20 protein-coding genes are annotated in these 20,724 nt (G+C 63.6%); 16 read left to right on the forward strand and 4 right to left on the reverse strand.

The window, feature by feature from the left end; translation table 11 throughout:
- The first annotated feature begins 6 nt into the window (after positions 1–6).
- The 5 genes from AC3RCJ_RS03925 to AC3RCJ_RS03945 all read left to right on the forward strand — a co-directional run bounded on the left by AC3RCJ_RS03925 (position 7) and on the right by AC3RCJ_RS03945 (position 6,222).
- Positions 7–969, forward strand: a complete 963-nt coding sequence (locus AC3RCJ_RS03925) for an ABC transporter permease (RefSeq protein ID WP_492957018.1) — start codon at positions 7–9, stop codon at positions 967–969.
- A complete protein-coding gene (locus tag AC3RCJ_RS03930; RefSeq protein WP_492956846.1) occupies positions 966–1,916 on the forward strand; it encodes an iron chelate uptake ABC transporter family permease subunit in 951 nt (316 codons plus the stop codon). Before AC3RCJ_RS03925 ends, AC3RCJ_RS03930 begins: the two co-directional genes overlap by 4 nt.
- Positions 1,913–2,683, forward strand: a complete 771-nt coding sequence (locus AC3RCJ_RS03935; protein ID WP_492956845.1) for an iron ABC transporter ATP-binding protein — start codon at positions 1,913–1,915, stop codon at positions 2,681–2,683. Before AC3RCJ_RS03930 ends, AC3RCJ_RS03935 begins: the two co-directional genes overlap by 4 nt.
- Position 2,684: 1 nt before the next feature.
- The gene (locus AC3RCJ_RS03940; protein ID WP_492956844.1) at positions 2,685–3,668 is read left to right on the forward strand and encodes a siderophore ABC transporter substrate-binding protein; all 984 of its coding nucleotides are present in this window, start codon (positions 2,685–2,687) and stop codon (positions 3,666–3,668) included.
- Positions 3,669–3,774: 106 nt separating this feature from the next.
- Positions 3,775–6,222, forward strand: coding sequence for a TonB-dependent siderophore receptor (locus AC3RCJ_RS03945; RefSeq protein ID WP_492956843.1), 2,448 nt, complete (start codon positions 3,775–3,777; stop codon positions 6,220–6,222).
- A gap of 12 nt (positions 6,223–6,234) precedes the next feature.
- On the opposite strand, the gene AC3RCJ_RS03950 is transcribed toward AC3RCJ_RS03945, so the two are convergent.
- Both AC3RCJ_RS03950 and AC3RCJ_RS03955 read right to left on the reverse strand, forming a co-directional pair.
- Complete coding sequence (locus AC3RCJ_RS03950) at positions 6,235–7,071, reverse strand: MipA/OmpV family protein (RefSeq protein WP_492956842.1); 837 nt, start codon at positions 7,069–7,071, stop codon at positions 6,235–6,237.
- A gap of 15 nt (positions 7,072–7,086) precedes the next feature.
- Positions 7,087–7,581 carry a hypothetical protein gene (locus AC3RCJ_RS03955; protein WP_492956841.1) on the reverse strand — a complete coding sequence of 165 codons (495 nt, stop codon included), beginning with the start codon at positions 7,579–7,581 and terminating at the stop codon, positions 7,087–7,089.
- A 133-nt stretch (positions 7,582–7,714) separates the two neighbouring features.
- Between AC3RCJ_RS03955 and AC3RCJ_RS03960 the strand changes: the two genes are divergently transcribed.
- The 3 genes from AC3RCJ_RS03960 to AC3RCJ_RS03970 all read left to right on the forward strand — a co-directional run bounded on the left by AC3RCJ_RS03960 (position 7,715) and on the right by AC3RCJ_RS03970 (position 11,015).
- Positions 7,715–8,809 carry a type II asparaginase gene (locus AC3RCJ_RS03960; RefSeq protein WP_492956840.1) on the forward strand — a complete coding sequence of 365 codons (1,095 nt, stop codon included), beginning with the start codon at positions 7,715–7,717 and terminating at the stop codon, positions 8,807–8,809.
- 119 nt (positions 8,810–8,928) lie between these two features.
- A complete protein-coding gene (locus tag AC3RCJ_RS03965; protein WP_492956839.1) occupies positions 8,929–9,780 on the forward strand; it encodes an MOSC domain-containing protein in 852 nt (283 codons plus the stop codon).
- A 38-nt stretch (positions 9,781–9,818) separates the two neighbouring features.
- Positions 9,819–11,015, forward strand: a complete 1,197-nt coding sequence (locus tag AC3RCJ_RS03970) for a GGDEF domain-containing protein (protein ID WP_492956838.1) — start codon at positions 9,819–9,821, stop codon at positions 11,013–11,015.
- Here AC3RCJ_RS03970 and AC3RCJ_RS03975 read toward each other — a convergent pair whose 3' ends face one another.
- Entirely contained in the window at positions 11,016–12,995 is a 1,980-nt protein-coding gene (locus AC3RCJ_RS03975; protein WP_492956837.1) for a cation:proton antiporter domain-containing protein, read from the reverse strand.
- An 85-nt stretch (positions 12,996–13,080) separates the two neighbouring features.
- Here AC3RCJ_RS03975 and AC3RCJ_RS03980 point away from each other — a divergent pair, with 85 nt between their 5' ends.
- From AC3RCJ_RS03980 to AC3RCJ_RS04015, 8 genes are all read left to right on the forward strand, one after another.
- The gene (locus AC3RCJ_RS03980; RefSeq protein ID WP_492956836.1) at positions 13,081–14,115 is read left to right on the forward strand and encodes a KpsF/GutQ family sugar-phosphate isomerase; all 1,035 of its coding nucleotides are present in this window, start codon (positions 13,081–13,083) and stop codon (positions 14,113–14,115) included.
- Positions 14,115–14,648 (forward strand): KdsC family phosphatase, encoded by a 534-nt coding sequence (locus tag AC3RCJ_RS03985; protein WP_230523046.1) that lies wholly within the window; start codon positions 14,115–14,117, stop codon positions 14,646–14,648. Before AC3RCJ_RS03980 ends, AC3RCJ_RS03985 begins: the two co-directional genes overlap by 1 nt.
- A gap of 44 nt (positions 14,649–14,692) precedes the next feature.
- Positions 14,693–15,304 (forward strand): LPS export ABC transporter periplasmic protein LptC, encoded by a 612-nt coding sequence (gene lptC / locus AC3RCJ_RS03990; RefSeq protein ID WP_492956835.1) that lies wholly within the window; start codon positions 14,693–14,695, stop codon positions 15,302–15,304.
- A 25-nt stretch (positions 15,305–15,329) separates the two neighbouring features.
- Entirely contained in the window at positions 15,330–15,908 is a 579-nt protein-coding gene (gene lptA, locus AC3RCJ_RS03995) for a lipopolysaccharide transport periplasmic protein LptA (RefSeq protein WP_492956834.1), read from the forward strand.
- The gene (gene lptB / locus AC3RCJ_RS04000; RefSeq protein WP_035824117.1) at positions 15,908–16,663 is read left to right on the forward strand and encodes an LPS export ABC transporter ATP-binding protein; all 756 of its coding nucleotides are present in this window, start codon (positions 15,908–15,910) and stop codon (positions 16,661–16,663) included. Before lptA ends, lptB begins: the two co-directional genes overlap by 1 nt.
- Before the next feature lie 4 nt (positions 16,664–16,667).
- Entirely contained in the window at positions 16,668–18,146 is a 1,479-nt protein-coding gene (locus AC3RCJ_RS04005) for an RNA polymerase factor sigma-54 (protein WP_492956833.1), read from the forward strand.
- Positions 18,147–18,215: 69 nt separating this feature from the next.
- Complete coding sequence (hpf, locus tag AC3RCJ_RS04010) at positions 18,216–18,578, forward strand: ribosome hibernation-promoting factor, HPF/YfiA family (RefSeq protein ID WP_035824124.1); 363 nt, start codon at positions 18,216–18,218, stop codon at positions 18,576–18,578.
- 127 nt (positions 18,579–18,705) lie between these two features.
- Positions 18,706–19,791: an enoyl-CoA hydratase/isomerase family protein gene (locus AC3RCJ_RS04015; protein ID WP_492957017.1), complete on the forward strand. Its 1,086-nt coding sequence runs from the start codon at positions 18,706–18,708 to the stop codon at positions 19,789–19,791.
- Positions 19,792–19,798: 7 nt separating this feature from the next.
- Here the strand turns inward: AC3RCJ_RS04015 and rapZ are convergent, their stop codons facing one another.
- Positions 19,799–20,662, reverse strand: a complete 864-nt coding sequence (rapZ, locus tag AC3RCJ_RS04020) for an RNase adapter RapZ (protein ID WP_492956832.1) — start codon at positions 20,660–20,662, stop codon at positions 19,799–19,801.
- Positions 20,663–20,724 lie beyond the last annotated feature (62 nt).

Genomic DNA, 20,724 nt, shown 5'->3' on the forward strand with positions numbered 1-20,724 from the left:
GATTTGATACAGGCGCGTCTGTTTTTTGTCTTCCTGCTGCTGTGCGCGGCCTCGCTGCTGGTCGGTGCGCGGCAGATGGAGTGGGCGCAGCTGCTGTCACCATCGTTGTCTTCCGGCGCGCTGTCAGATGATACGTGGCTGACCCTGACGGCCAGCCGCCTGCCGCGCCTGGCGGCGCTGGTGCTGACGGGCGTGGGCCTGTCTGTCTGCGGCGTCATCCTGCAGCACATCGTGCGCAACACATTCGTCGAACCGGCCACCTCGGGCGGCCTCGACGCGGCCAAGCTGGGCATCCTCGTCGCGCTGACCGTGGCGCCAGCGGCGGGCACGGCGGGCAAGATGGCGTTCGCGCTGGCCTTCTGCCTTGCCGCCAGCGTACTGTACGTAGCCCTGATCCGCCGCATCCGCTTCAAGAACACGATTCTGGTGCCCGTGATCGGCCTCGTGTATGGCGGCGTGCTCAGCGCCGTGGCCGAATTCTATGCCTACCGCAACAACATCCTGCAAAGCATGCAGGGCTGGCTGCTCGGCGATTTCTCGAAAATCGTCCAGGGCAACTATGAAATCATCTATCTGATCCTGCCCATCGTTGCCATCACGTACCTGTACGCGCAGCGTTTTACCGTGCTGGGCATGGGAGAAGGGATGGCCACCAGCCTGGGCCTGAACTATGCGGCCACGGTGGCGCTGGGCCTGATGCTGGTGGCCGTCACGGTGGCGGCCACGGTGATCACGGTGGGGGCGATTCCGTTTGTCGGGCTGGCCATCCCGAACCTGGTGGCCTTGCGCTACGGCGACAACCTGGGCCGCACCTTGCCCCTCGTCGCGCTGGGCGGCGCTTCGCTGCTGCTGGCCTGCGACATCGCCGGGCGCCTGCTGATCTACCCGTTCGAGGTGCCCATCGGCCTGACGGCGGGCGGCGTGGGCGGCCTGCTGTTCCTCGTGTTGATCATCCGGGGGCGGCGATGAGGCGGCTATTTAATCTGCGGACGCTGTGGCTGGCCGTGCTTGTTTTGGCGCTGGTGTTTCTTTGCGCTGGCGCAAACTTCGATGTCGATTACGTCTTGCCCAAGCGCCTGGCGCGGCTGGCCGCCATCGCCATCGGCGGCGTCTGCGTGGCCGTGTCATCCATCGTGTTCCAGACCATCGCCGGCAACCGTATCCTGACGCCGGCCGTCATGGGCTACGAAGCCGTGTATCTGCTGCTGCAGTCGCTGCTGGTCCTCGTGATGGGCATGCACAGCGTCGTGCTGCTGGGGCAGGACGGCAATTTCGCCGTGTCCATCGCGCTGATGCTCGCGTATTCCTGGGCCATCCATTACTGGCTGTTTCGTGATGGCAAGAACAACGTGTATTTCCTCTTGCTGCTGGGATTCGTGCTGACGATGGTGATCGGCACGTTCACCCAGTTCATCCAGCTGCGCATCAGCCCCGGCGAATTTGCCATTTTGCAAGGATTCAGCCAGGCCTCGTTCAACAAGGCGCAGCCCGCGCAGTTGCTGTACGCGGCCCTGCTGGCGGGCGCCGCCTGCGTGGCCGTGCTGAAGACCTTGCCGGCGCTCGACGTGCTGGCGCTGGGGCGCGAGCAAGCCATCTCGCTCGGTATCGACTACCGGCGCATGGTGCGGCTGCAGCTGGCGCTGATCGCCGTGCTGGTGGCGGTGTCGACGAGTCTGCTGGGGCCGACGGCCTTCATGGGCATCTTCGTGGCGAACACGACTTACGCCCTGGCCCGCACGGCGCGCCATCGCGCCACCTTGCCGCTGGGCTGCGCCATCGCCATCGCCATCTTCCTCGCCGCCCAGCTGCTGGTCGAGCACGTTTTCAATTACCGGACCACGGTCGGCATCCTCGTCAACCTGGTGTGTGGCGCGTATTTCCTCGCGCTCATGGTCCGCACCCGGGGTACCGCATGATCCACGTCAAACAGATTGAAAAAAGCTACGGCGCCAGGCGCGTGCTCGACAACGTCAGCGTGCAGTTCCCCAAGGGAAAAGTGACATCCTTGATCGGTCCCAACGGCGCCGGCAAGACCACCTTGCTGATGCTCATCGCGCGCCTGCAGGAAGCCAATGGCGGCGAGATTGTGGTGGACGGGCGCCGCATCGCCGCTATCCGCATCGGCGACTATGCGCGGCAGGTGGCCACGCTGCGCCAGTCGCCCGATTTTCATTTGCGCCTGACGGTGGAAGAGCTGGTCGCCTTCGGCCGCTTCCCTTACAGCCGAGGTAACCTGACGCCGCAGGACCGGCAGGCCATCGATGACGCCATCGCCTTTCTGTCGCTCGACGGCTTGCGTTCCGCCTGCATCGATGAGCTGAGCGGCGGCCAGCGCCAGATGGCCTTCCTGGCCATGACGATAGCCCAGCAGACGGATATCTTGCTGCTCGACGAGCCGCTCAACAACCTCGACATGAAGCACGCCGTGCAGATCATGCGCGCGCTGCGCCGCCTGTGCGACGAGCAGGGGCGCACCGTGATCCTGGTGATCCACGACATCAATTTCGCCGCCAATTACTCGGACCACATCGTCGCCATGCAGGGCGGCGCCGTGCGCTTTTCCGGCCCCGCGCACGAGGTCGTCACCGAGGAACGCTTGCGCGCCCTGTACGACATCGATTTCCACATCGTGCGCGACGAGCGCGGCTGCGTCTGCAATTACTTTACCCCTACAGGAGCTTGATATGATCTGCAACCAACCCCGCCTGGCGCTGGCCGTGCTGCTTGCCGCCGTGGCCACCCTGCAAGGCTGCGGCGAGAAGGCGGCGACAATGCCGCCGGCGCCTGCCGCTGGCGCCTCGCAGCCGGCGTTTGCGCCCATCACCATCGTGCATAAACTGGGCACGACGGTGATCGCGCAGCGTCCGCAGAGGGTGGCCGTGCTCGACATGAACGAAGTCGATTTCCTCGACCAGCTGGGCGTGCCCGTGGCCGGCATGGTGAAGGATTACGTGCCGCACTTTCTCGCGCGCTACAGGGATGACGAGGCCATCCGCGACCTGGGCGCCATCGTGCAGCCCAATCTCGAGCATATCCACGCGCTCAAGCCCGACCTGGTGCTGATGACCTCGATCCAGGCCAACCATTACAAGGACTTGAGCCAGATCGCGCCCACGCTGCACTTCGACGTCGATTACCAGAACAGCGAGAGCAAGCATATCGACGTCGTGAAGCAGCACTTGCTGACACTGGGGCGTATCTTCGGCAAGGAGGATATGGCTCGCCAGAAAGCGCAGGAGCTGGACGACAAGGTGGCGGCCGCGCGCAAGGTCACGCAGGGCCGCCCCGAGAAGGCGTTGATCGTGCTGCACAACAACGGCGCCTTCAGTGCATTCGGCGTGCAGTCGCGCTACGGTTTTGTCTTCGACGCGCTGGGCGTCAAGCCGGCCAGCTCGGCCGTCGAGGCGGGCTTGCATGGCCAGCCCATCTCCAGCGAGTTCATCCAGCAAGCCAATCCCGACATCATGTATGTGATCGACCGCACGGCCGTGATGGAACACCGTCCCGTCATGACGGCCGGGCAGATGGGCAATCCGCTGTTGCGCCAGACCAAAGCCTGGAAGAACGGCCACGTGGTCTTCGTCGATGCCGATGCCTGGTACATCACGGCGGCCAGCGTGACGTCGCTGAAACGGGTGATCGACGACGTGCTCAAGGGCTATCAGTGACGTAATTTATTTTTCGTAATGATTCGTATTTGCATTGAGGGTTTTGCCTTTTCGTTCGGGAGATAGGGTGAGAACAAGCAATCTTCCCATCTGAAAAGGATTTTTTATGACAAAACGCATGGCGACGCGCCACCTTCCCGCCTTGAACCTGAGCCGTATCGCCACCGCCGTGCAACTGGCGCTCATCACGGGCCTGAGCGTGGGGGCGCTGGGCGTGGCGGCCGCGCCGGCCTTTGCGCAAGCGGCGCAGGCCCGCCAGGCGTTCAGCGTGCCGGCCGGCTCGCTGGGCCTGGCGCTCAACAGCTTCGCGGCGGCGGCCGGCATCGAGCTGACGGTCGAGGCCAGCTTGCTGCAAGGCAAGAGCAGCGCGGGCCTGTCCGGCAGTTACAGCGTGCCCGAAGGTTTTTATGAATTGCTGCGCGGACACGGCTTGCAGGCCGTGCGCGAGGGCAATGGCAGCTATACGCTGCGCCGCGAGCGGGCGCAGAGTGCTGCGGCTGAGGCTGCCGCAACGATGCCGGCCGTGACGGTGTGGGGCAAGGGCAACACGGTGACGGAGGCTTATGCCGGCGGGCAAGTGGCTGCCGGTGCCAGGGTGGGGTTTCTGGGCGACAAGGATTTCATGGAAACCCCGTTCAACACCATCAGCTATACGGATACATTCATCGAAGACCGGCAGGCGCGCGATATCACCGACGTGATTTCCGCCACCGACCCCACCGTCTTCAGCAGCGGCATGACCGGCATCATCGGCGAAAACTACTCGATCCGCGGCTTCAGTTCCAGCATCGGCGACGTCACGTTTGGCGGCCTGTTCGGTGTCTCGCCCATTTATCGCACGTCTCCTGAAATGTTCGAACGGATCGAAGTGCTGAAAGGACCGTCGGCCTTGCTCAATGGCATGCCACCGGGCGGTTCGGTGGGCGGCAGCATCAACCTGGTGCCCAAGCGCGCCGGCGATGTGCCGCTGGCGCGCGTGACGGCGTCGTACATGTCGGATGCCCAGTTCGGCGGCCATGTCGACCTGGGGCAGCGCTTTGGCGACAATAAACAGTTCGGCATCCGCATCAACGCGGTTTACCGCGATGGCGATGGCGCCGTGGAGCACCAGGAAAAGAAAACCAGGCTCGCTTCCGTGGGACTGGACTGGCGCGCCACAGGCGCGCGCCTGTCCGCCGACCTGTACAGCAGCGAAGACCGCGCGAAGGGCCTGAACCGCGGCGTCAACCTGGCCGCCGGCCTGCCCGTGCCGCGTCCGCCCAAGCCGGAAACCCTGTTGAACCCCAGCTGGGCATTTTATGACACCAAGGACAAGGGTGCGATGCTGCGCGGCGAATATGACGTGAACGAGCAAGTGATGGCGTATGCGGCCATGGGCGCCAGCCAGGCCGATTACCAGTCGACGGGCGCCTACCTGATCCAGGTGTTCAATACGGCCGGCGATTACCGCACCAATCTCGCCGACCTGGGCTTCGACGTGAAGAAACGGTCGGCGGAAGCTGGTTTCAAGGGCAAGTTCCGTACGGGCACCGTCCATCATCAGTGGGCCGCGAACGCCACGTATTACACGCACACGGACAAGCAGTTCGGCCGCAGGAATGTGCTGGCGCAAGACTGGATCACGAATATCTACCGCCCGGTGTGGGGACCGGGCACGCGCTTCGAGGCACCGCAAATTTCCAAGACGGAACTGCGCCTGGTCAGCTATGGCCTGGTCGATACCGTGTCCTTTGCGCAGGATCAAGTGCAATTGACCATGGGCCTGCGGCGCCAGGAAGTGCTCAACGACAGTTTCAATGTGATGACGGGCGCGCGCACTTCCCGCTATGACGCCAGCGCCACGACGCCGGCCGTCGCCTTGCTGGTCAAGGCTGCCAGGAATATTTCGCTGTACGGCAACTATGTCGAAGGCTTGAGCCAGGGCGCGACGGCCCCCATGACGGCGGCCAATGCGGGTGAGGTCTTTGCGCCGTATAAATCGAAGCAGATGGAGGCCGGCGTCAAGGTCGACCTGGGCGAGTTCGCGCACACGCTCAGCGTGTATGAAATCAAGCGGCCCAGCAGCTATGTCGATCCTGTCAGCAATATTTTTTCCTTCGGCGGCGAGCAGCGCAACCGCGGCATCGACTGGGGCTTTTTTGGTTCGCCCCTGCGCGAGGTGCGCCTGATGGGCGGCGTGGCGTATGTCGATCCGGTATTGAGCAAGACGGTGGGCGGCGGCAACCAGGGCAAGCAGGCGGCGGGCGTGCCCAAGCTGCAGGCCAAGCTGGGCGTGGAGTGGGATGCGCCGCCAGTGCCGGGGCTGACCCTGACGGCGAATGCGACGTCGGCATCGAAGCAATACATCAATGCGGACAATTCGCTGTCGGTGCCGGGCCGCACCGTGTTTGACCTGGGGGCGCGCTATGCGACCCGCAGCGCCGGCCGGCCCTTGACCTTGCGCGCCAGCGTCAGCAACGTGGGCAACAAGGCATACTGGTCGCTGCCCCAATGGACCAGCCTGGGCCTGGGCGCGCCGCGCACTTTCATGCTGTCGGCCACGATGGACTTTTAAGCCGTCTTGCCGCTAGTCGTCCGCGCCCCGCGCTGGACGGCTGGAACGCTGCCACGTCCACAGCAGGCCGATGCCGGCCGAGGTGCCGCTGTGCTGGCGCAGCAGGGGGCTGCCGCGGTTGGCGGCGCCCGTGTACGTATCGTAGCGTGCAAAGGCAAAGGCGCGCCAGTCCCGGTGCAGCCGGTACGAACCGCCCAGGCCCAGGCGCGTGAGCACCAGCCCGCTTTTTGCCGCATACGCCGGGCGCTGGGCGGTGGCAAACGCGGGGCTGACGCCATACAAGTAATCGTTGATGGCGGCATTGCCCAGCACGGCACCGAGGCTGGCATCGACATGCCATGCCTCATGATCGCCTTGCAGCGCATACACGAGGCGCGGTTCGAACGTGGCGCCCTGGCGGCGCAGGCCGCCGCGTGCTTCGATGACGGCGCGCAAGGGCAGTTCCAGGCCCAGGCGGCTGCGTTGCGTCGGCTCGGCCAGCTTGATCTTCAGGCGCGGGCCAAATTCCACCAGCGTCCCCAGGTCCGGCATGCCGCGCCGGGCCTGCACGTCGCTGGAGCGCGCCGGCAGCGACAGGGCGAAGCCGACATCAAGATCGAGACGCTCCGTATCGAGCAGGCGCGCGCCCACGCCGGAGCGGTCGGCGCGCAAGACTTTCCCGCGATAAATCAGATAGGGCAGGGCCAGCGTGCGCGTCGAGCGTTCGCCGGCGCCCGGATAGGCGGGCGTGGTGGCCGTGCCGCCGAAGACGCCCGCTTCCCATAAAGGCAAGGCGGCTTCGGCGGCATACGCGGGCGCGATGGCGGCGAAGAGGGGGGATAGGGCCAGCAGCGTGCGTGTCACTCTCATCGGCATCCCCCCGTGCTATGGCGGTGTTGCGCAAGGCTTGCCTACCGGCAGCGATTCCCGGTCGGCAAATGCGCCCAGGGCCCAAGATTGATGAAAGCCCAGTTCATTGCGCACGGCCAAGGCTTGCGTCGCCTTGTCCTGGCGTTCATATTGGTCGATCAGCGCCTTGTAGCTGAGGGCACTCGAGTATTCGCTCTTCTTTGCCAGCGCGATGGCCTGGCGAAAATGAAATTCGGCCGCATCGTAGCGGCAGGCCCCGCTGGCGGCGCGTCCCGCCTGGTGATGCAGCCGCGCCTGCCAAGCGAAGTCGCCATGGCCCAGTTCGGCATTCTCGGCCGCGGCCGCGTAGCTGCGCATGGCTTGCGCCCAGTCGCCCTGGCTGGCCGCCTCCCGCGCGAACTGTTCCTGCTGCGCCGCCGTGCGCAGTTCGATTTGCGTGGAACAGGCATTGAGCGCCATCAAGACCAGTGGCAGGACGAGGCAAGAGCGCAAGGGCAGGAGTGTGGACATGGCGCCACTGTAGCGCAAACAAGGGGGCGCACGTTTGCGCGGCACGCATGAATTGGGGATTTTCCCGGGCATGGATGACATATAATTTGCACACGACCTTGTTATCTTTGACACATCACCGAACAGGAGCACCATGTTTTCACGTAAATTCCATTCTTGTGCCCAGCTGATGCTGGCCACCTTGCTGATGAGTTTTGTCGCCACCGCGCCGGCACGCGCGCAGGACGCTGCCGTCAAACTGCCGAATGTGGTGATCCTGGCCACGGGCGGCACCATCGCCGGCAGCGGCGCCGACAGCACTACCACCGTCGGCTACACCTCGGCCACGGTGGGCGTCGAGCGCCTGATCGCGGCCGTGCCGGAACTCAAGAAAGTGGCGAACGTGAAAGGCGAGCAAGTGTTCCAGATCGCCAGCGAAAGCATGGGCAACAGCCACTGGCTGACCCTGGCCAAGCGCATCAACGTGCTGCTGGCCTCCGCCGACGTCGACGGCGTGGTCGTCACGCACGGCACGGACACCATCGAAGAGACGGCGTATTTCCTGAATCTCACCGTGAAGAGCCACAAGCCGGTGGTGGTGGTGGGCGCCATGCGCCCGTCGACGGCCATATCGGCCGACGGTCCCATCAACCTGTACAACGCCGTGCTGCTGGCGGGCAGCAAGGAAGCCGTGGGCAAGGGCGTGCTGGTGGCCTTGAACGACCAGATCAATGCCGCGCGCGAAGTCACCAAGACGAACACCTCGACCACCGACACCTTCAAGTCGCCGGAACTGGGCATGCTCGGCTACATCCAGGGCAGCAAACCCTTCTTCTACCGCCAGTCGACGCGCAAGCACACGCTGGAGTCGGAATTTGACATCAGCAAGCTCGACGCCTTGCCGCAAGTGGACATCGTCTACGGCTATGCCAACATGAACCGCGTCGGCATGGACGCCTTCATCGCGGCCGGTGCCAAGGGCATCATCCATGCGGGCGTGGGCGACGGCAGCGTGGCCGCGCAAATGAAACCGGCGCTGGTGGAGGCGCGCCAGAAGGGCGTGCTGATCGTGCGTTCGAGCCGTGTGGGCCAGGGCATCGTGGCGCGCAATGGCGAAGCCAATGACGATGAACTCGATAGTGTCGTGTCCGACACCCTGAACCCGCAAAAAGCCCGCATCCTGTTGATGCTGGCCTTGACCAAGACCAACAGTACGCAAGAAATCCAGCGCATTTTCTATACGTATTGATCTATCCCCCGGCCAGCGTCATCACAGCCTCATCAGGCGGATTTACGCTGGCCCGCTTTGCTGCCATACTTCGCCCTTGAACAATGAATCGGCAGCCGCCGCGGCGCTGCCCGTGGCGCATGGCTATCCTGTCCGAGATCAAGCTCTATCCCATCAAATCCTGTGCCGGCATCGCCCTGCGCGAGGCGGTCCTGACGCGCTCCGGCCTGATGAGCGAGCACGTGTTCGACCGCGAATGGATGGTGGTCGATGCGCAAGGCCGCTTCCTGACCCAGCGCGAACACCCGCGCATGGCGCTGATCGTGCCGCGCATCAAGGCCACCACCCTGGAATTGCGCGCGCCGGGCATGCTGCGGCTGGAAATCGAGCTGGGCTTGCCCCATCCGCAACTGGCGCCCATGCTCGAGGTGCAGGTGTGGGACGACACCGTGCGCGCCTACGATTGCGACGAAGTGACGGCGACGTGGTTCAGCAAGGCCATCGGCGTGCCCTGCCGGCTGGTGCGCTTTCACCCGGATGTGGTGCGCGCCACCAGCACCACATGGACGGCAGGCATTGCCGCCTCGACCATGTTTGCCGATGGCTACCCGGTGCTGATCGCGGGCGCTGCCTCGCTGGACGACGTCAACGACAAGCTGCGTGCGGCCGGCCGCGAGCCGCTGCCGATGAACCGTTTCCGCCCGAACCTGGTCATCGCCGGCATCGGCGCCTTCGAGGAAGATTATGCGGACTTCCTGCAGTTCGGCGCCACCACGTTAAAACCCGTCAAGCCATGCTCGCGCTGTCCTATCCCGTCGGTGGACCAGGCCACGGGCGTGCCGGGGCCGGACCCGCTCGATGTCATGCAGGGCTACCGCGCCAAGCCCGAGCTCGATGGCGCCATCTGCTTCGGCATGAATGCCATCGTCACGCAGGGCGGCGATGAGCGTATCGTGGTGGGCCAGGAAGTCGGTTTCGAACTGGCATTTTAAGCAAGCGTACCGCCCGCACAGAAGGGTTGAGGGTTTCTATGAATCAAGCAATATCGCCAGAGCCAGGCCAGCAAGGGGCCGATGCCATCTCGCCGCTCCAGCTGGTAGCGAGCCTCGAGGCCGAGAACCAGGCCTTGCGCGCGCGCATGGCTTTCTTGCTGGAGCAGGTCGAGCGCAATCACGACATCATGTGCCGGCACCAGGCGTTCGACCTGGAAATCGTCGGCGCGTCCACGTTTCCCGAGTTGATCGGCACGATCTTTCGCACCCTGCCCGTGATTTCCGATCTCGACGGCGTGACCCTGAGCCTGCTCGACGAAGATGACGATATCCTGCTCGTGATGGAAAAACTGGGTGTCGATTTCAGCGCCTTTCCGCAATTGCTGTTTGTGCACGAGGTGGCGCAGCTGGGCTTTGCGCCGCAAGCCCCCGTGGCCGAAGGCGACGTCTCTCTGCCGCCGTTGCCTTTGCTGGGGCCGTTCGATGCGGCCGCGCATGGCCCCCGTTTCCCAGGCATCGACGCGCCCTTGCGCAGCGTGGCCCTGGTGCCCTTGCTGCGCAACAAGCGCCTGATCGGCAGCCTGAACCTGGCCAGCAGCGACGTGACGCGCTTTACGCCCGCGCTGGGCACGGATTTCGTCAAGCACATGGCGTCCATTATCGCCATTTGCCTGGAAAACGTGATCAGCAATGAAATGCTGAAATATATCGGTTTGACCGACTCCTTGACGGGCGTCTATAACCGGCGCTATATCGATCGCCGCCTGCTGGAAGAAATCGCCCGCGCGCGGCGCCAGAATTATTGCATTTCATGCATGTATATCGATATCGACCATTTTAAATCGGTCAATGACACGCATGGCCACCAGGGCGGCGATGAAGTGCTGCGCGAAGTGGCCACGCGCATCCGCACGGAATTGCGCCGCTCGGATGCGCTGGGGCGCTTCGGCGGCGAGGAATTCGTCGTGCTGCTGATCGATGCGGACCTGGCCAGCGCCACGTTCGTGGCCGAGCGCATCCGCGCCAGCATCGCCGATACCCAGTTCGATTTGCCGGGCAGTACGCAAACCTGGGTCAGCGTGTCGATCGGCGTGGCCAGCCTGGACGCGGACGCGGCGCTGCTACCGATCGAGAGCGTGGCGCAGCAACTGGTGGCGCACGCCGACCAGGCCCTGTACCAGGCCAAGGACATGGGCCGCAACCGCGTCGTCAGCTGGCAGGCGCCGCCCGGGTAGCTACTTGAGCAGTAGTGTCTCGGCCTTTGCCACCGCGTCGGCGCTGCCGCGCAGCACGACCACGTCGCCGATGGCCAGCTGCGTCTCGGGCGTGACGTCCAGGCGGTTGCGGCCGCGGCGGATGGCCGTCACGAAAGCGCCGCAGCCGGCGACGTCGATGGTACTCAGGGGCAAGCCGATGCAGTGTGCGTCATCGCCGACGGTGACCGTATGCAGGCGTTCCAGTTCCGCATCGTCGCCCGCATCGCTGGTGCCGTGGAAATAGCCGCGCAAGGATGCGTAGCGCTCTTCGCGCGCCGCCTGCACGCGGTGCACCACGCGCCGCAGCGGCACGCCCATCATGATCAGCGCGTGCGAGGCCAGCATCAGGCTGCCTTCCATCAATTCCGGCACCACTTCCGTGGCGCCCGCATGCTTCAGCTGGTCGAGGTCGCTGTCGTCGTGGCTGCGCACGATGACGGGCAAGGTGGGCGCCAATTCATTCACCAGGTGCAGCAGGCGCAGCGCCGACGGGGTATTTGCATAGGTGATGACGACGGCGCTGGCCCGGTAGATGCCGGCCGCCACCAGGCTTTCGCGCCGGGCGGCGTCGCCGTATGACACGTGCGCGCCGGCCAGCTGCGCTTCCTGCACCCGTTCCGGGTCCAGGTCCAGCGCGTGGTATTCGATCTTTTCTTCCGTCAGCAGGGTGGCCAGGCTTTGTCCGCTGCGCCCGAAGCCGGCGATCAGCACGTGTTTCTGGGCGGCCATGGTGCGCGTGGCGATCTTGGTCAGGGCCAGCGACTGCATCATCCAGTCGTTGGCGGCCAGTTTCATGACGATGGCATCGGACTTGGCGATGAGGAAGGGCGCCACCAGCATGGACAGCACCATCGAGGCGAGCACCACCTGCACGACGAACGGGTCCATCAGCTTGATGCCGCCGGCCAGGTTCAGCAGCACGAAGCCGAACTCGCCGGCCTGCGCCAGCGCCAGGCCCGTGCGCAATGACACGCCCGTCGAGGAACCGAACAGCCGGGCCAGGCCCGCGATCAGGGCGAATTTCAGCAGCACGGGGCCGCACAGCAGCAGCAGGACCAGCCACCAGTTGTCGAGCACGACGCGGATATTGAGCAGCATGCCGACGGTGATGAAAAACAGGCCCAGCAGCACGTCGCGGAAGGGCTTGATGTCTTCTTCCACCTGGTGCTTGAATTCCGTCTCGGAGATCAGCATGCCGGCGACAAACGCGCCCAGGGCCAGCGACAGGCCGGCCCGCTCCGTGATCCAGGCGGCGCCCAGGGTAATCAGGAGCAGGTTGAGCATGAACAATTCCTGCGAGCGGCGCTTGGCGACGATGGTCAGCCAGCCGCGCACCATCTTCTGGCCGATGAACAGCAGCAAGATCAGCACCACCAGGGCCTTGCCGCCGGCCCAGGCCAGGGTTTCGGCCAGGTTGTCCGAATCGCGCGTGAGGGCGGGAATCAGGATCAGCAGCGGCACCACGGCCAGGTCCTGGAACAGCAGGATGCCGATGATCTTGCGGCCGTGTTCGCTTTCGAGTTCCAGCCGTTCCGTGAGCATTTTCGAGACGATGGCCGTCGACGACATGGCCAGCGCGCCGCCCAGGGCAAACGCGGCTTGCCAGCTCAGGTGGATGTAGGCCGACAGGTAGCGCGCGACCAGCCAGCCGAAGACGACGGTGGCGACGATGGTGGTGACCACCTGTGCCATGCCTAGGCCGAAGACGATGCGCCGCATGGCGAGAAACTTGGGCAGCGAAAATTCGAGCCCGATGGAAAACATCAGGAAGACGACGCCGAATTCGGCCAGGGTATGGCTCGCTTCATTTTCGGCCGCCAGGCCCAGCGCGTGGGGGCCGATGACGATGCCGACGGCCAGGTAGCCCAGCATGGGCGGCAAGTGCAACATTCTGAAAGCGACCACGCCCAGCACGGCGCTGCCGAGTAACATCAGGGTCAGTTCAAGCGAGGAAAACATGGGGTTGCCCGGGGAGGTCAGTGGAAATCGTTGTTTGTTGCGACTGGCAAGTTTTTTGCTTTCCTAATTCGTTTATACTTTGGGCATGAGTGTAACCCATGAAAAAACAATGCTGAAAGCTTTTGATCGAATTGACATGCAAGCCACAACCGAGCGCGCCGTCGCGCTGGCGCGCACCACCTTGCAGATCGAGTCCGACGCCATCGTTGCGCTGCACGCGCGCCTGGCCACGGACGACAGCGTCGGCCGCGCCGTGGCGATGTTGCTGCAATGCAAGGGGAGAGTCGTCGTCTCCGGCATCGGCAAGTCCGGCCATATCGCGCGCAAGATTGCCGCCACCCTCGCTTCCACCGGCACGCCGGCTATGTTCGTGCATCCGGCCGAAGCGGCCCATGGCGACCTGGGCATGGTCACCTCGGATGATGCTTTCATTGCCATATCGTACTCGGGCGAGTCATCGGAACTGATGGCCATCATGCCGGTCGTCAAGCGCATGGGCGGCGTGCTGATCGCCATGACGGGCAAGCCGCATTCCAGCCTGGCGCAGCTGGCCGATGTGCACCTGGATATTTCTGTTGAGAAAGAAGCCTGTCCGCTGAACCTGGCGCCGACGGCCAGCACCACCGTCACCCTGGCCCTGGGCGACGCCCTGGCCGTGGCCTTGCTCGACTTGCGCGGCTTCAAGGAAGAAGATTTCGCCCGCTCGCACCCGGGCGGCGCCCTGGGCCGGCGCCTGCTCACGCATGTGCATGACGTCATGCGCAGCGGCGAACGGGTGCCCAAGGTGCCCGTGGACGCTTCCCTGCTGCAGGCGCTGGAAGAAATGACGAAAAAGGGCATGGGCATGACGGCCGTCGTCGATGCGGACCAGCGCCCCGTGGGCGTGTTTACCGATGGCGACTTGCGCCGCATGTTCGAGCGCGTGCAGGACTTCACGCAAGTGGCGATCCGCGACGTCATGCATGCGCAGCCGCGCAGCATCGCGCCCGAACGCCTGGCCGTCGACGCCGTGGCCGTGATGGAGCAGTTCCGCATCAACCAGATGCTGGTGGTCGATGCCGACGGCAAGCTGGTCGGCGCGCTGCATATCCATGATCTGACGCAAGCGAAGGTGATCTGATGGACAGCGTGGCGGACAACCTGGCACGCGCGGCCAAGGTCAAACTGATGATCTTTGACGTCGACGGCGTGCTGACCGACGGCAGCCTGCATTTCGGCCCGGACGGCGAGATGATGAAAACGTTTAATGTGTATGATGGCCTGGGCATCAAGCTGCTGCAGGAATCGGGCGTGCAGACGGCCATCATCAGCGCGCGCCGCTCGCCCATCACGGCGCGCCGCGCGCAGGACCTGGGCATTACCCATGTGCACCAGGGCGGGCATGACAAGCTGACCCCGTTTCGCGAATTGCTGGCGCTGACGGGCTTGACGGAAGAACAATGCGGCTACATCGGCGACGATGTCATCGACGCGCCCATCCTCAAGCGCGTCGGCTTTGCCGTCAGCGTGCCGGGCGGGCGCCCGGAAGTGCAGGGCCTGGCGCACCACGTGACCCAGGCTGGCGGCGGACGCGGCGCGGTGCGCGAGATCTGCGAATTCCTGCTGCGTGCCCAGGATAACTATGCGCGCGTCATGGCGCCGTTCCTGGAGTAGGGCGCGAGCCTTGCCACCAGCGACATTTGAAAGAGTGAAGCAATATGCGTAAGCCAGGAGGCGCCCATCGCTGGCGCATGATTTTTACCGTGCTGGGCGCGATCGTGTTCGCGTTGGGCAGCTTCTGGCTGCTCGAAGTGATGAACAAGAATAGCCAGGATATCAATGCCAGCAAGCATCTGGACGAGCCCGACTATTTCGTCACCAATTTCAGCCTGGTGCGCATGGACTTGACGGGCAAGCCCAGCTATATCGTGTCCGGTACCAAGCTCACGCACTATCCGGCCGATGATTCCTCCGATATCGACCAGCCCTTCGTGCGCAAGCTGACGCCCGACATGCCGCCGATGAACATGAACGCGGAACTGGCGCATATCGACCAGGGCAATACCCGGCTGCAATTGCACCGCAAGGTCGTGATCGACCGCGTCGCCAGCCCGAAGGCGCAAAACATGACGCTCAAGACGGAGGCGCTGACGGTATTTCCCGATGAGGAGCGCATGGTCACGGACGTGCCCGTCGATCTGCTGATGGGGGCCTCGCGCATCACGGGCGTGGGCATGGCCGCCAATAATGCCACGGGCGTGGTGGAAGTGCAGCAGGCGCTGCGCATCGTCTATCCGCCCAAGCCGCGCAAGAGCGCTGCGGCCAAATGACAGAATGCAAACAAGGAACCCTAATATGAAGAACATCTTGCTGTTGACCCTATTTTCGCTGGCCGTGATGGGCAGCGCGCATGCCGAGAAAGCCGATTCCGAAAAGGAAGCCGTCATTACGGCCCAGCGCGGCCAGGTCGATGACGTCAAGCAGACGCGCACCTTGACGGGCGACGTGGTGCTGGTCAAGGGGACCCTGACCATGAAGGCGGGCCGCGCCCTGATCACGGAAGATCCGCAGGGTTATCAGTTCATTACCTTCTGGGCCGATCCGGGCAAGCTGGCCACCTTCCGCCAGAAGCGCGATGGCGCCGGCGACCTGTGGGTGGAAGGCGAGGCGGAGCGCGTGGAATACGATAACAAGACGGAAGTGGTGAAACTGTTTTCCAAGGCCAAGCTGACGCGCCTGGAGGGCAGCAAGCCCACCGACGTGGCCAATGGCGCCTTCATCTCGTATGACAGCCGCAAGGAAGTCTTCACGATGGAAAATAGCGACAGCGGCACCAGCACCCCGGGCGCCGGCAGCGTGCGCATGGTGATCCAGCCGAAGAACAAGGCACCGGCGGAGAAAGCGCCTGCCGCTCCCGCGCCAGGAAAGAAATAATGGAAAATACACGTTGCGGCAGCACCTTGATCGTTCGCGGGCTGCAGAAAACCTATGGCAAGCGGCAAGTCGTGCATGACGTGTCGCTGCAGGTCGAATGCGGCGAAGTGGTGGGCCTGCTGGGCCCCAACGGCGCCGGCAAGACCACCTCGTTCTACATGATCGTCGGCCTGGTGCCATCGGACGGCGGCAGCATCGATATCAGCGGCGTGGATATTTCCAGCCTGCCGATCCACCGCCGCGCGCAGATGGGCCTGTCCTACCTGCCGCAGGAAGCGTCCGTGTTCCGCAAGCTGACGGTGGAGGACAATATCCGCGCCGTGCTGGAAATCCAGACCGTCGAAGGCCGCCCCCTGAAGAAGGCCGAGATCGAGGAGCGCCTGGATAAATTGCTGGCCGACTTGCAGATTGAAAAACTGCGCGAAAACCAGGCGCTGTCCCTGTCGGGCGGCGAGCGCCGCCGCGTGGAAATCGCCCGCGCGCTGGCCACCGATCCGCGTTTCGTGCTGCTCGACGAGCCGTTTGCCGGCGTCGATCCGATCGCCGTGATCGAGATCCAGCGCATCGTGCGTTTCTTGAAAGAGCGCAATATCGGCGTGCTGATCACCGATCATAATGTGCGCGAGACGCTCGGTATTTGCGACCGCGCCTACATCATCAACCAGGGCTCGGTGCTGGCGTCGGGACGCCCCGACGACATCATCGCGAACGAGTCGGTACGCCGGGTCTATCTGGGCGAACATTTCCGCATGTGAGCCAATGAAACAATCATTGCAGCTGCGCACTTCGCAGCATCTGGCACTGACGCCGCAGTTGCAGCAATCGATACGCCTGCTGCAATTATCGACCCTGGAATTGCACCAGGAACTAGAGCAATTGCTGACGGATAATCCCTTGCTCGAACGCCTCGACGATCCGCTCGACCGTTCGCTGCGCCTGTTGTCCGACGGCGCCTTGAGCTCCACGGCCGCGCCGGCCGAAGCGCCGCCCCAGCCGCCGGGCCAGGAAGCGCCTGCGGCGCCGGCCGAAGCGGAAACCTTCGACGGCGACGGCGCCGACAGCCCGCCCGCCATGGATGGCGGCGACAGCGACTGGAGCGAGGCGAGCCGGGGCAAGGCGCCCGACGACGAAGATGCGCGCCCGCAGCTGGAAGCCCATCACTGCACCCTGCGCGAGCACCTGATGGAGCAGATGCGCGTGACGGTGCTCGAGTTGCGCGACCGCGCGCTGGTCGAGCTGATCATCGACGCGCTCGATGACAACGGCTACCTGGAAGAGTCGCTCGACGACATCCTGGCGCGCCTGCCGGAAGAGCTGGAAATCGACGCCGACGAGCTGCGCACGGCCCTGTCGCTGCTGCAAAGTTTCGATCCGCCGGGCGTGGGCGCGCGCAATGCATCCGAATGCCTGGCGCTGCAGATCAAGCGCTTGCCGCACGTCGCCCTGGTGACGCGGCGCATGGCCCTCGTCATCGTGGAAAAGCACCTGGCCTGGTTTGCCCAGCGCGATTTCAACAAGCTGAAAAAGGCCCTCGATTGCGACGAGGAAGACTTGCGCGAGGCGCAGACGGTGATCCGCCTGTGCAACCCGCATCCGGGCGCCGTGTTCGCTTCCGACGTGTCCGACTACGTGGTGCCCGACGTGGTCGTCAAACGGGCGCGCAATGGCTGGCAGGTCACCCTGAACAACGACGTCATGCCGCGCCTGCGCGTGAACGCCATGTACGCCAATTTATTGAAACAGGGCAAGGGCGAAGGCGCCATGGGCGCGCAGTTGCAGGAAGCCAAGTGGCTGATCAAGAACATGCGCCAGCGCTTCGACACCATCCTGCGCGTGGCGCAGGCGATAGTAGAAAGACAAAAGAACTTTTTCTCGCATGGCGCCGTTGCCATGCGCCCCCTTGTGCTCCGTGAAATAGCTGATACACTGGGTTTACACGAGAGTACTATCTCGCGGGTAACAACCCAAAAGTACATGCTGACCCCGCATGGCATGTTTGAGTTGAAATATTTCTTTGGTAGCCACGTCGCCACCGAAGCGGGGGGTGAAGCATCGTCGACGGCGATACGGGCATTGATCGTGCAACTGACAGGAGCAGAAGACCCTAAAAATCCTTTATCCGACAGTAAGATTGCGGACATGCTGGGGGAACAAGGCATGGTGATTGCGCGACGTACTGTTGCCAAATACCGGGAAGCGTTGAAAATTCCGCCAGTGAGTCTGCGTAAGTGCTTGTAGTTTTTTCGGTTCCTCTGCGGGCCGGAATCGATGGACACCGCACGAACCCGATCATCTTTAGGAGTGTGTATGAATCTCACCATCAGCGGACATCATCTCGAAGTGACACCAGCCATCCGTGAATACGTACAAACGAAGCTGGAACGCGTGAAACGTCATTTCGATCAAGTCATCGATATCGCCGTGATTCTGACCGTGGATAACCTCAAAGAGAAAGAAAAACGTCAAAAGGCCGAAGTCAACCTGCGTCTGAGTGGCAAGACCGTCTATGTGGAAAGCCTGGCACACGACTTGTATGCCGCAATCGATACCCTGATCGACAAGCTCGACAGGCAAGTGATGAAATACAAAACCAAAGTGCAAGGGCACGGTAAAGAGGCGATCAAGCATCTGCCAGACAACTCAGAGGAAGACGCCGTCGTCGCCGTCTAAGGCCACCGGCTTCCCCCAGTTGTGATCAACTAAGGGCGCAGATTGCGCCCTTTTTTGCGTCCTGCGGAACGCAATGCCCATGGTGAAAGCGCTAGAATGCGCCATCCTCACTTCTTTCCCTTCTGCCATGAGCGACTTCGTCCAGACCTCCATCCGCCACCGCACGGGCCATATCGTGCTCGACCGCCCGAAAGCCTTGAATTCGCTGTCGCTGGAGATGGTGCGTGCCCTGAGCGCCGCCCTGCTGGCCTGGCGCGACGACCCGCAGGTGGACGCCGTGGTGATACGATCGAGCAGCGAAAAAGCCCTGTGCGCCGGTGGCGACATCCGTTTCTTTTACGACGCGGGCCTGGCCACGCCGCAGGGTGGCAGCGCGCTGCTGGAAGATTTCTTTACAGAAGAATATGCTTTAAATCATTTAATTCATTTCTATCCGAAACCGTATATTGCCGTGATGGATGGCGTCGTGATGGGCGGCGGCATGGGCGTGGCCCAGGCAGGCCCCGGCAACCGCTTGCGCATCGTCACGGACCGCACGCGCATGGCCATGCCGGAAGTCAATATCGGCCTGTTCCCCGACGTGGGCGGCAGTTATTTCCTGTCCCGCCTGCCGGGCCGGCTGGGCCTGTACCTGGGCTTGACGGGGCTGACGATCGGCGCGGCCGATGCCCTGTACACGGGGCTGGCCGATGTGTACCTGCCCGAGGCGCAGATGGGGGCGCTGCTGGCGCTGTTCGACTCGACGCCGGGCGAAGGCTTGCCGGTGGCCGTCAAGGCGCTGGCGGCGCCATGCCAGGGCCAGGCGGGCGCTTCTCCCCTGGCCACGGCGCGCGTGGCGCTGGAGCGCCACTTCAGCGCCGGCTCCGTGGCCGCCATCATGGCCTCGCTGGCGCAGGACGACAGCGCGTTCGCGGCCAAGGCACTGGCGGCCATGCGCCTGCGTTCGCCCTTGATGATGTGCGTGACAATGGAATTGCTGCAGCGCGGTGCCCACCTGGGCGTGGCCGATTGCCTGCGCATGGAGCGCACGATGGTGCGCCACAATTTCACGCATGGCGAGGTGCTCGAGGGCGTGCGCGCGCTGGTGGTCGACAAGGACAATGCACCGCGCTGGAACCCTGCCCGCCTGGACGAGGTCGATGCGGCCATGGTGGCGCGCTTCTTTGCGCCCGTCTGGCCTGCGGCAACGCATCCGCTGCGCCACCTGGACTGACAAGGTTTTAGGCGCGTTCGCGGTGGCGCAGCACGACGCGCTCGTTGGGGCCGAAATAGTGTGCCAGCCGTTCCGCCATGTAAACGGAGCGGTGCTGGCCGCCCGTGCAGCCGAGCGCCACGGTCAGGTAGCTGCGGTTGTCGGATTTAAAGGAGGGCAACCATTTTTCGATGAACATGCGTATGTCGGCCAGCAATTCCAGCGCGCTTGGCTGCGCGTCGAGGAAGGCGATCACGGGGGCGTCGCGCCCGTCGAGCGGGCGCAGGGCCAGGTCGTAATACGGGTTCGGCAAGGCCCGCACATCGAAGACGAAATCCGCGTCGAGCGGCACGCCCAGCTTGAAGGCGAACGATTCGAAGAACAGGGTCAGCGGCGCGCGTTCGGACGCCACCATATCCTTGATCCAGGCGCGCAGCTTGTTGGCGCTCAGTTCCGACGTGTCGATCACGTGGCCCAGCTGTTCGATGGCCGACAGGCGTTCGCGCTCTTCAGAAATGCATTCGATCAAGGTGCGGCGGCTGGCCGGATTCTGGTTCGGACGCAATTCGTGCGACAGCGGGTGGCTGCGCCGGGTTTCCGAGAAGCGCGCCACGAGCGAATGCGTGGTCGCCGTCAGGAACATGACCTTGACATCGTGTCCCTGGTCGCGCAGCAGCGCCACATTGTGGGGCAAGCTGACCAGCGACTCGGCGCTGCGCGCATCGACGGCCACGGCCAGTTTCGGCGTGCCTTCGTCGAGCAGGGTTTGTACCAGGCTGGGCAGCAAGGCCGGCGGCAGGTTGTCGACACAGTAATAACCGGTATCTTCCAGCACGTTGAGCGCGACGGATTTTCCGGAGCCGGAGATTCCGGTGATAAGGACGATATGCATATGCCGATCATACAATAAAGAGCGGCCCGGCGCTCCAGCGGCAGTTGTCTTTACAACTTATT

The sequence above is a fragment of the Janthinobacterium sp. GW822-FHT07H11 genome, from assembly GCF_058798615.1.

What these genes read in the sequence shown, in the direction of transcription:
- AC3RCJ_RS03975 (WP_492956837.1), bottom strand. Translation starts at nt 12,995, where the DNA reads ATGTTTTCCTCGCTTGAACTGACCCTGATGTTACTCGGCAGCGCCGTG.
- lptC (WP_492956835.1), top strand. Translation starts at nt 14,693, where the DNA reads ATGCGTAAGCCAGGAGGCGCCCATCGCTGGCGCATGATTTTTACCGTG.
- AC3RCJ_RS03945 (WP_492956843.1), top strand. Translation starts at nt 3,775, where the DNA reads ATGACAAAACGCATGGCGACGCGCCACCTTCCCGCCTTGAACCTGAGC.
- AC3RCJ_RS03940 (WP_492956844.1), top strand. Translation starts at nt 2,685, where the DNA reads ATGATCTGCAACCAACCCCGCCTGGCGCTGGCCGTGCTGCTTGCCGCC.
- hpf (WP_035824124.1), top strand. Translation starts at nt 18,216, where the DNA reads ATGAATCTCACCATCAGCGGACATCATCTCGAAGTGACACCAGCCATC.
- lptB (WP_035824117.1), top strand. Translation starts at nt 15,908, where the DNA reads ATGGAAAATACACGTTGCGGCAGCACCTTGATCGTTCGCGGGCTGCAG.
- AC3RCJ_RS03985 (WP_230523046.1), top strand. Translation starts at nt 14,115, where the DNA reads ATGGACAGCGTGGCGGACAACCTGGCACGCGCGGCCAAGGTCAAACTG.
- AC3RCJ_RS03955 (WP_492956841.1), bottom strand. Translation starts at nt 7,581, where the DNA reads ATGTCCACACTCCTGCCCTTGCGCTCTTGCCTCGTCCTGCCACTGGTC.
- AC3RCJ_RS03970 (WP_492956838.1), top strand. Translation starts at nt 9,819, where the DNA reads ATGAATCAAGCAATATCGCCAGAGCCAGGCCAGCAAGGGGCCGATGCC.
- AC3RCJ_RS03935 (WP_492956845.1), top strand. Translation starts at nt 1,913, where the DNA reads ATGATCCACGTCAAACAGATTGAAAAAAGCTACGGCGCCAGGCGCGTG.
- rapZ (WP_492956832.1), bottom strand. Translation starts at nt 20,662, where the DNA reads ATGCATATCGTCCTTATCACCGGAATCTCCGGCTCCGGAAAATCCGTC.
- AC3RCJ_RS03930 (WP_492956846.1), top strand. Translation starts at nt 966, where the DNA reads ATGAGGCGGCTATTTAATCTGCGGACGCTGTGGCTGGCCGTGCTTGTT.
- AC3RCJ_RS03965 (WP_492956839.1), top strand. Translation starts at nt 8,929, where the DNA reads ATGGCTATCCTGTCCGAGATCAAGCTCTATCCCATCAAATCCTGTGCC.
- AC3RCJ_RS03960 (WP_492956840.1), top strand. Translation starts at nt 7,715, where the DNA reads ATGTTTTCACGTAAATTCCATTCTTGTGCCCAGCTGATGCTGGCCACC.
- AC3RCJ_RS04005 (WP_492956833.1), top strand. Translation starts at nt 16,668, where the DNA reads ATGAAACAATCATTGCAGCTGCGCACTTCGCAGCATCTGGCACTGACG.
- AC3RCJ_RS03980 (WP_492956836.1), top strand. Translation starts at nt 13,081, where the DNA reads ATGAGTGTAACCCATGAAAAAACAATGCTGAAAGCTTTTGATCGAATT.
- AC3RCJ_RS04015 (WP_492957017.1), top strand. Translation starts at nt 18,706, where the DNA reads ATGAGCGACTTCGTCCAGACCTCCATCCGCCACCGCACGGGCCATATC.
- lptA (WP_492956834.1), top strand. Translation starts at nt 15,330, where the DNA reads ATGAAGAACATCTTGCTGTTGACCCTATTTTCGCTGGCCGTGATGGGC.
- AC3RCJ_RS03950 (WP_492956842.1), bottom strand. Translation starts at nt 7,071, where the DNA reads ATGAGAGTGACACGCACGCTGCTGGCCCTATCCCCCCTCTTCGCCGCC.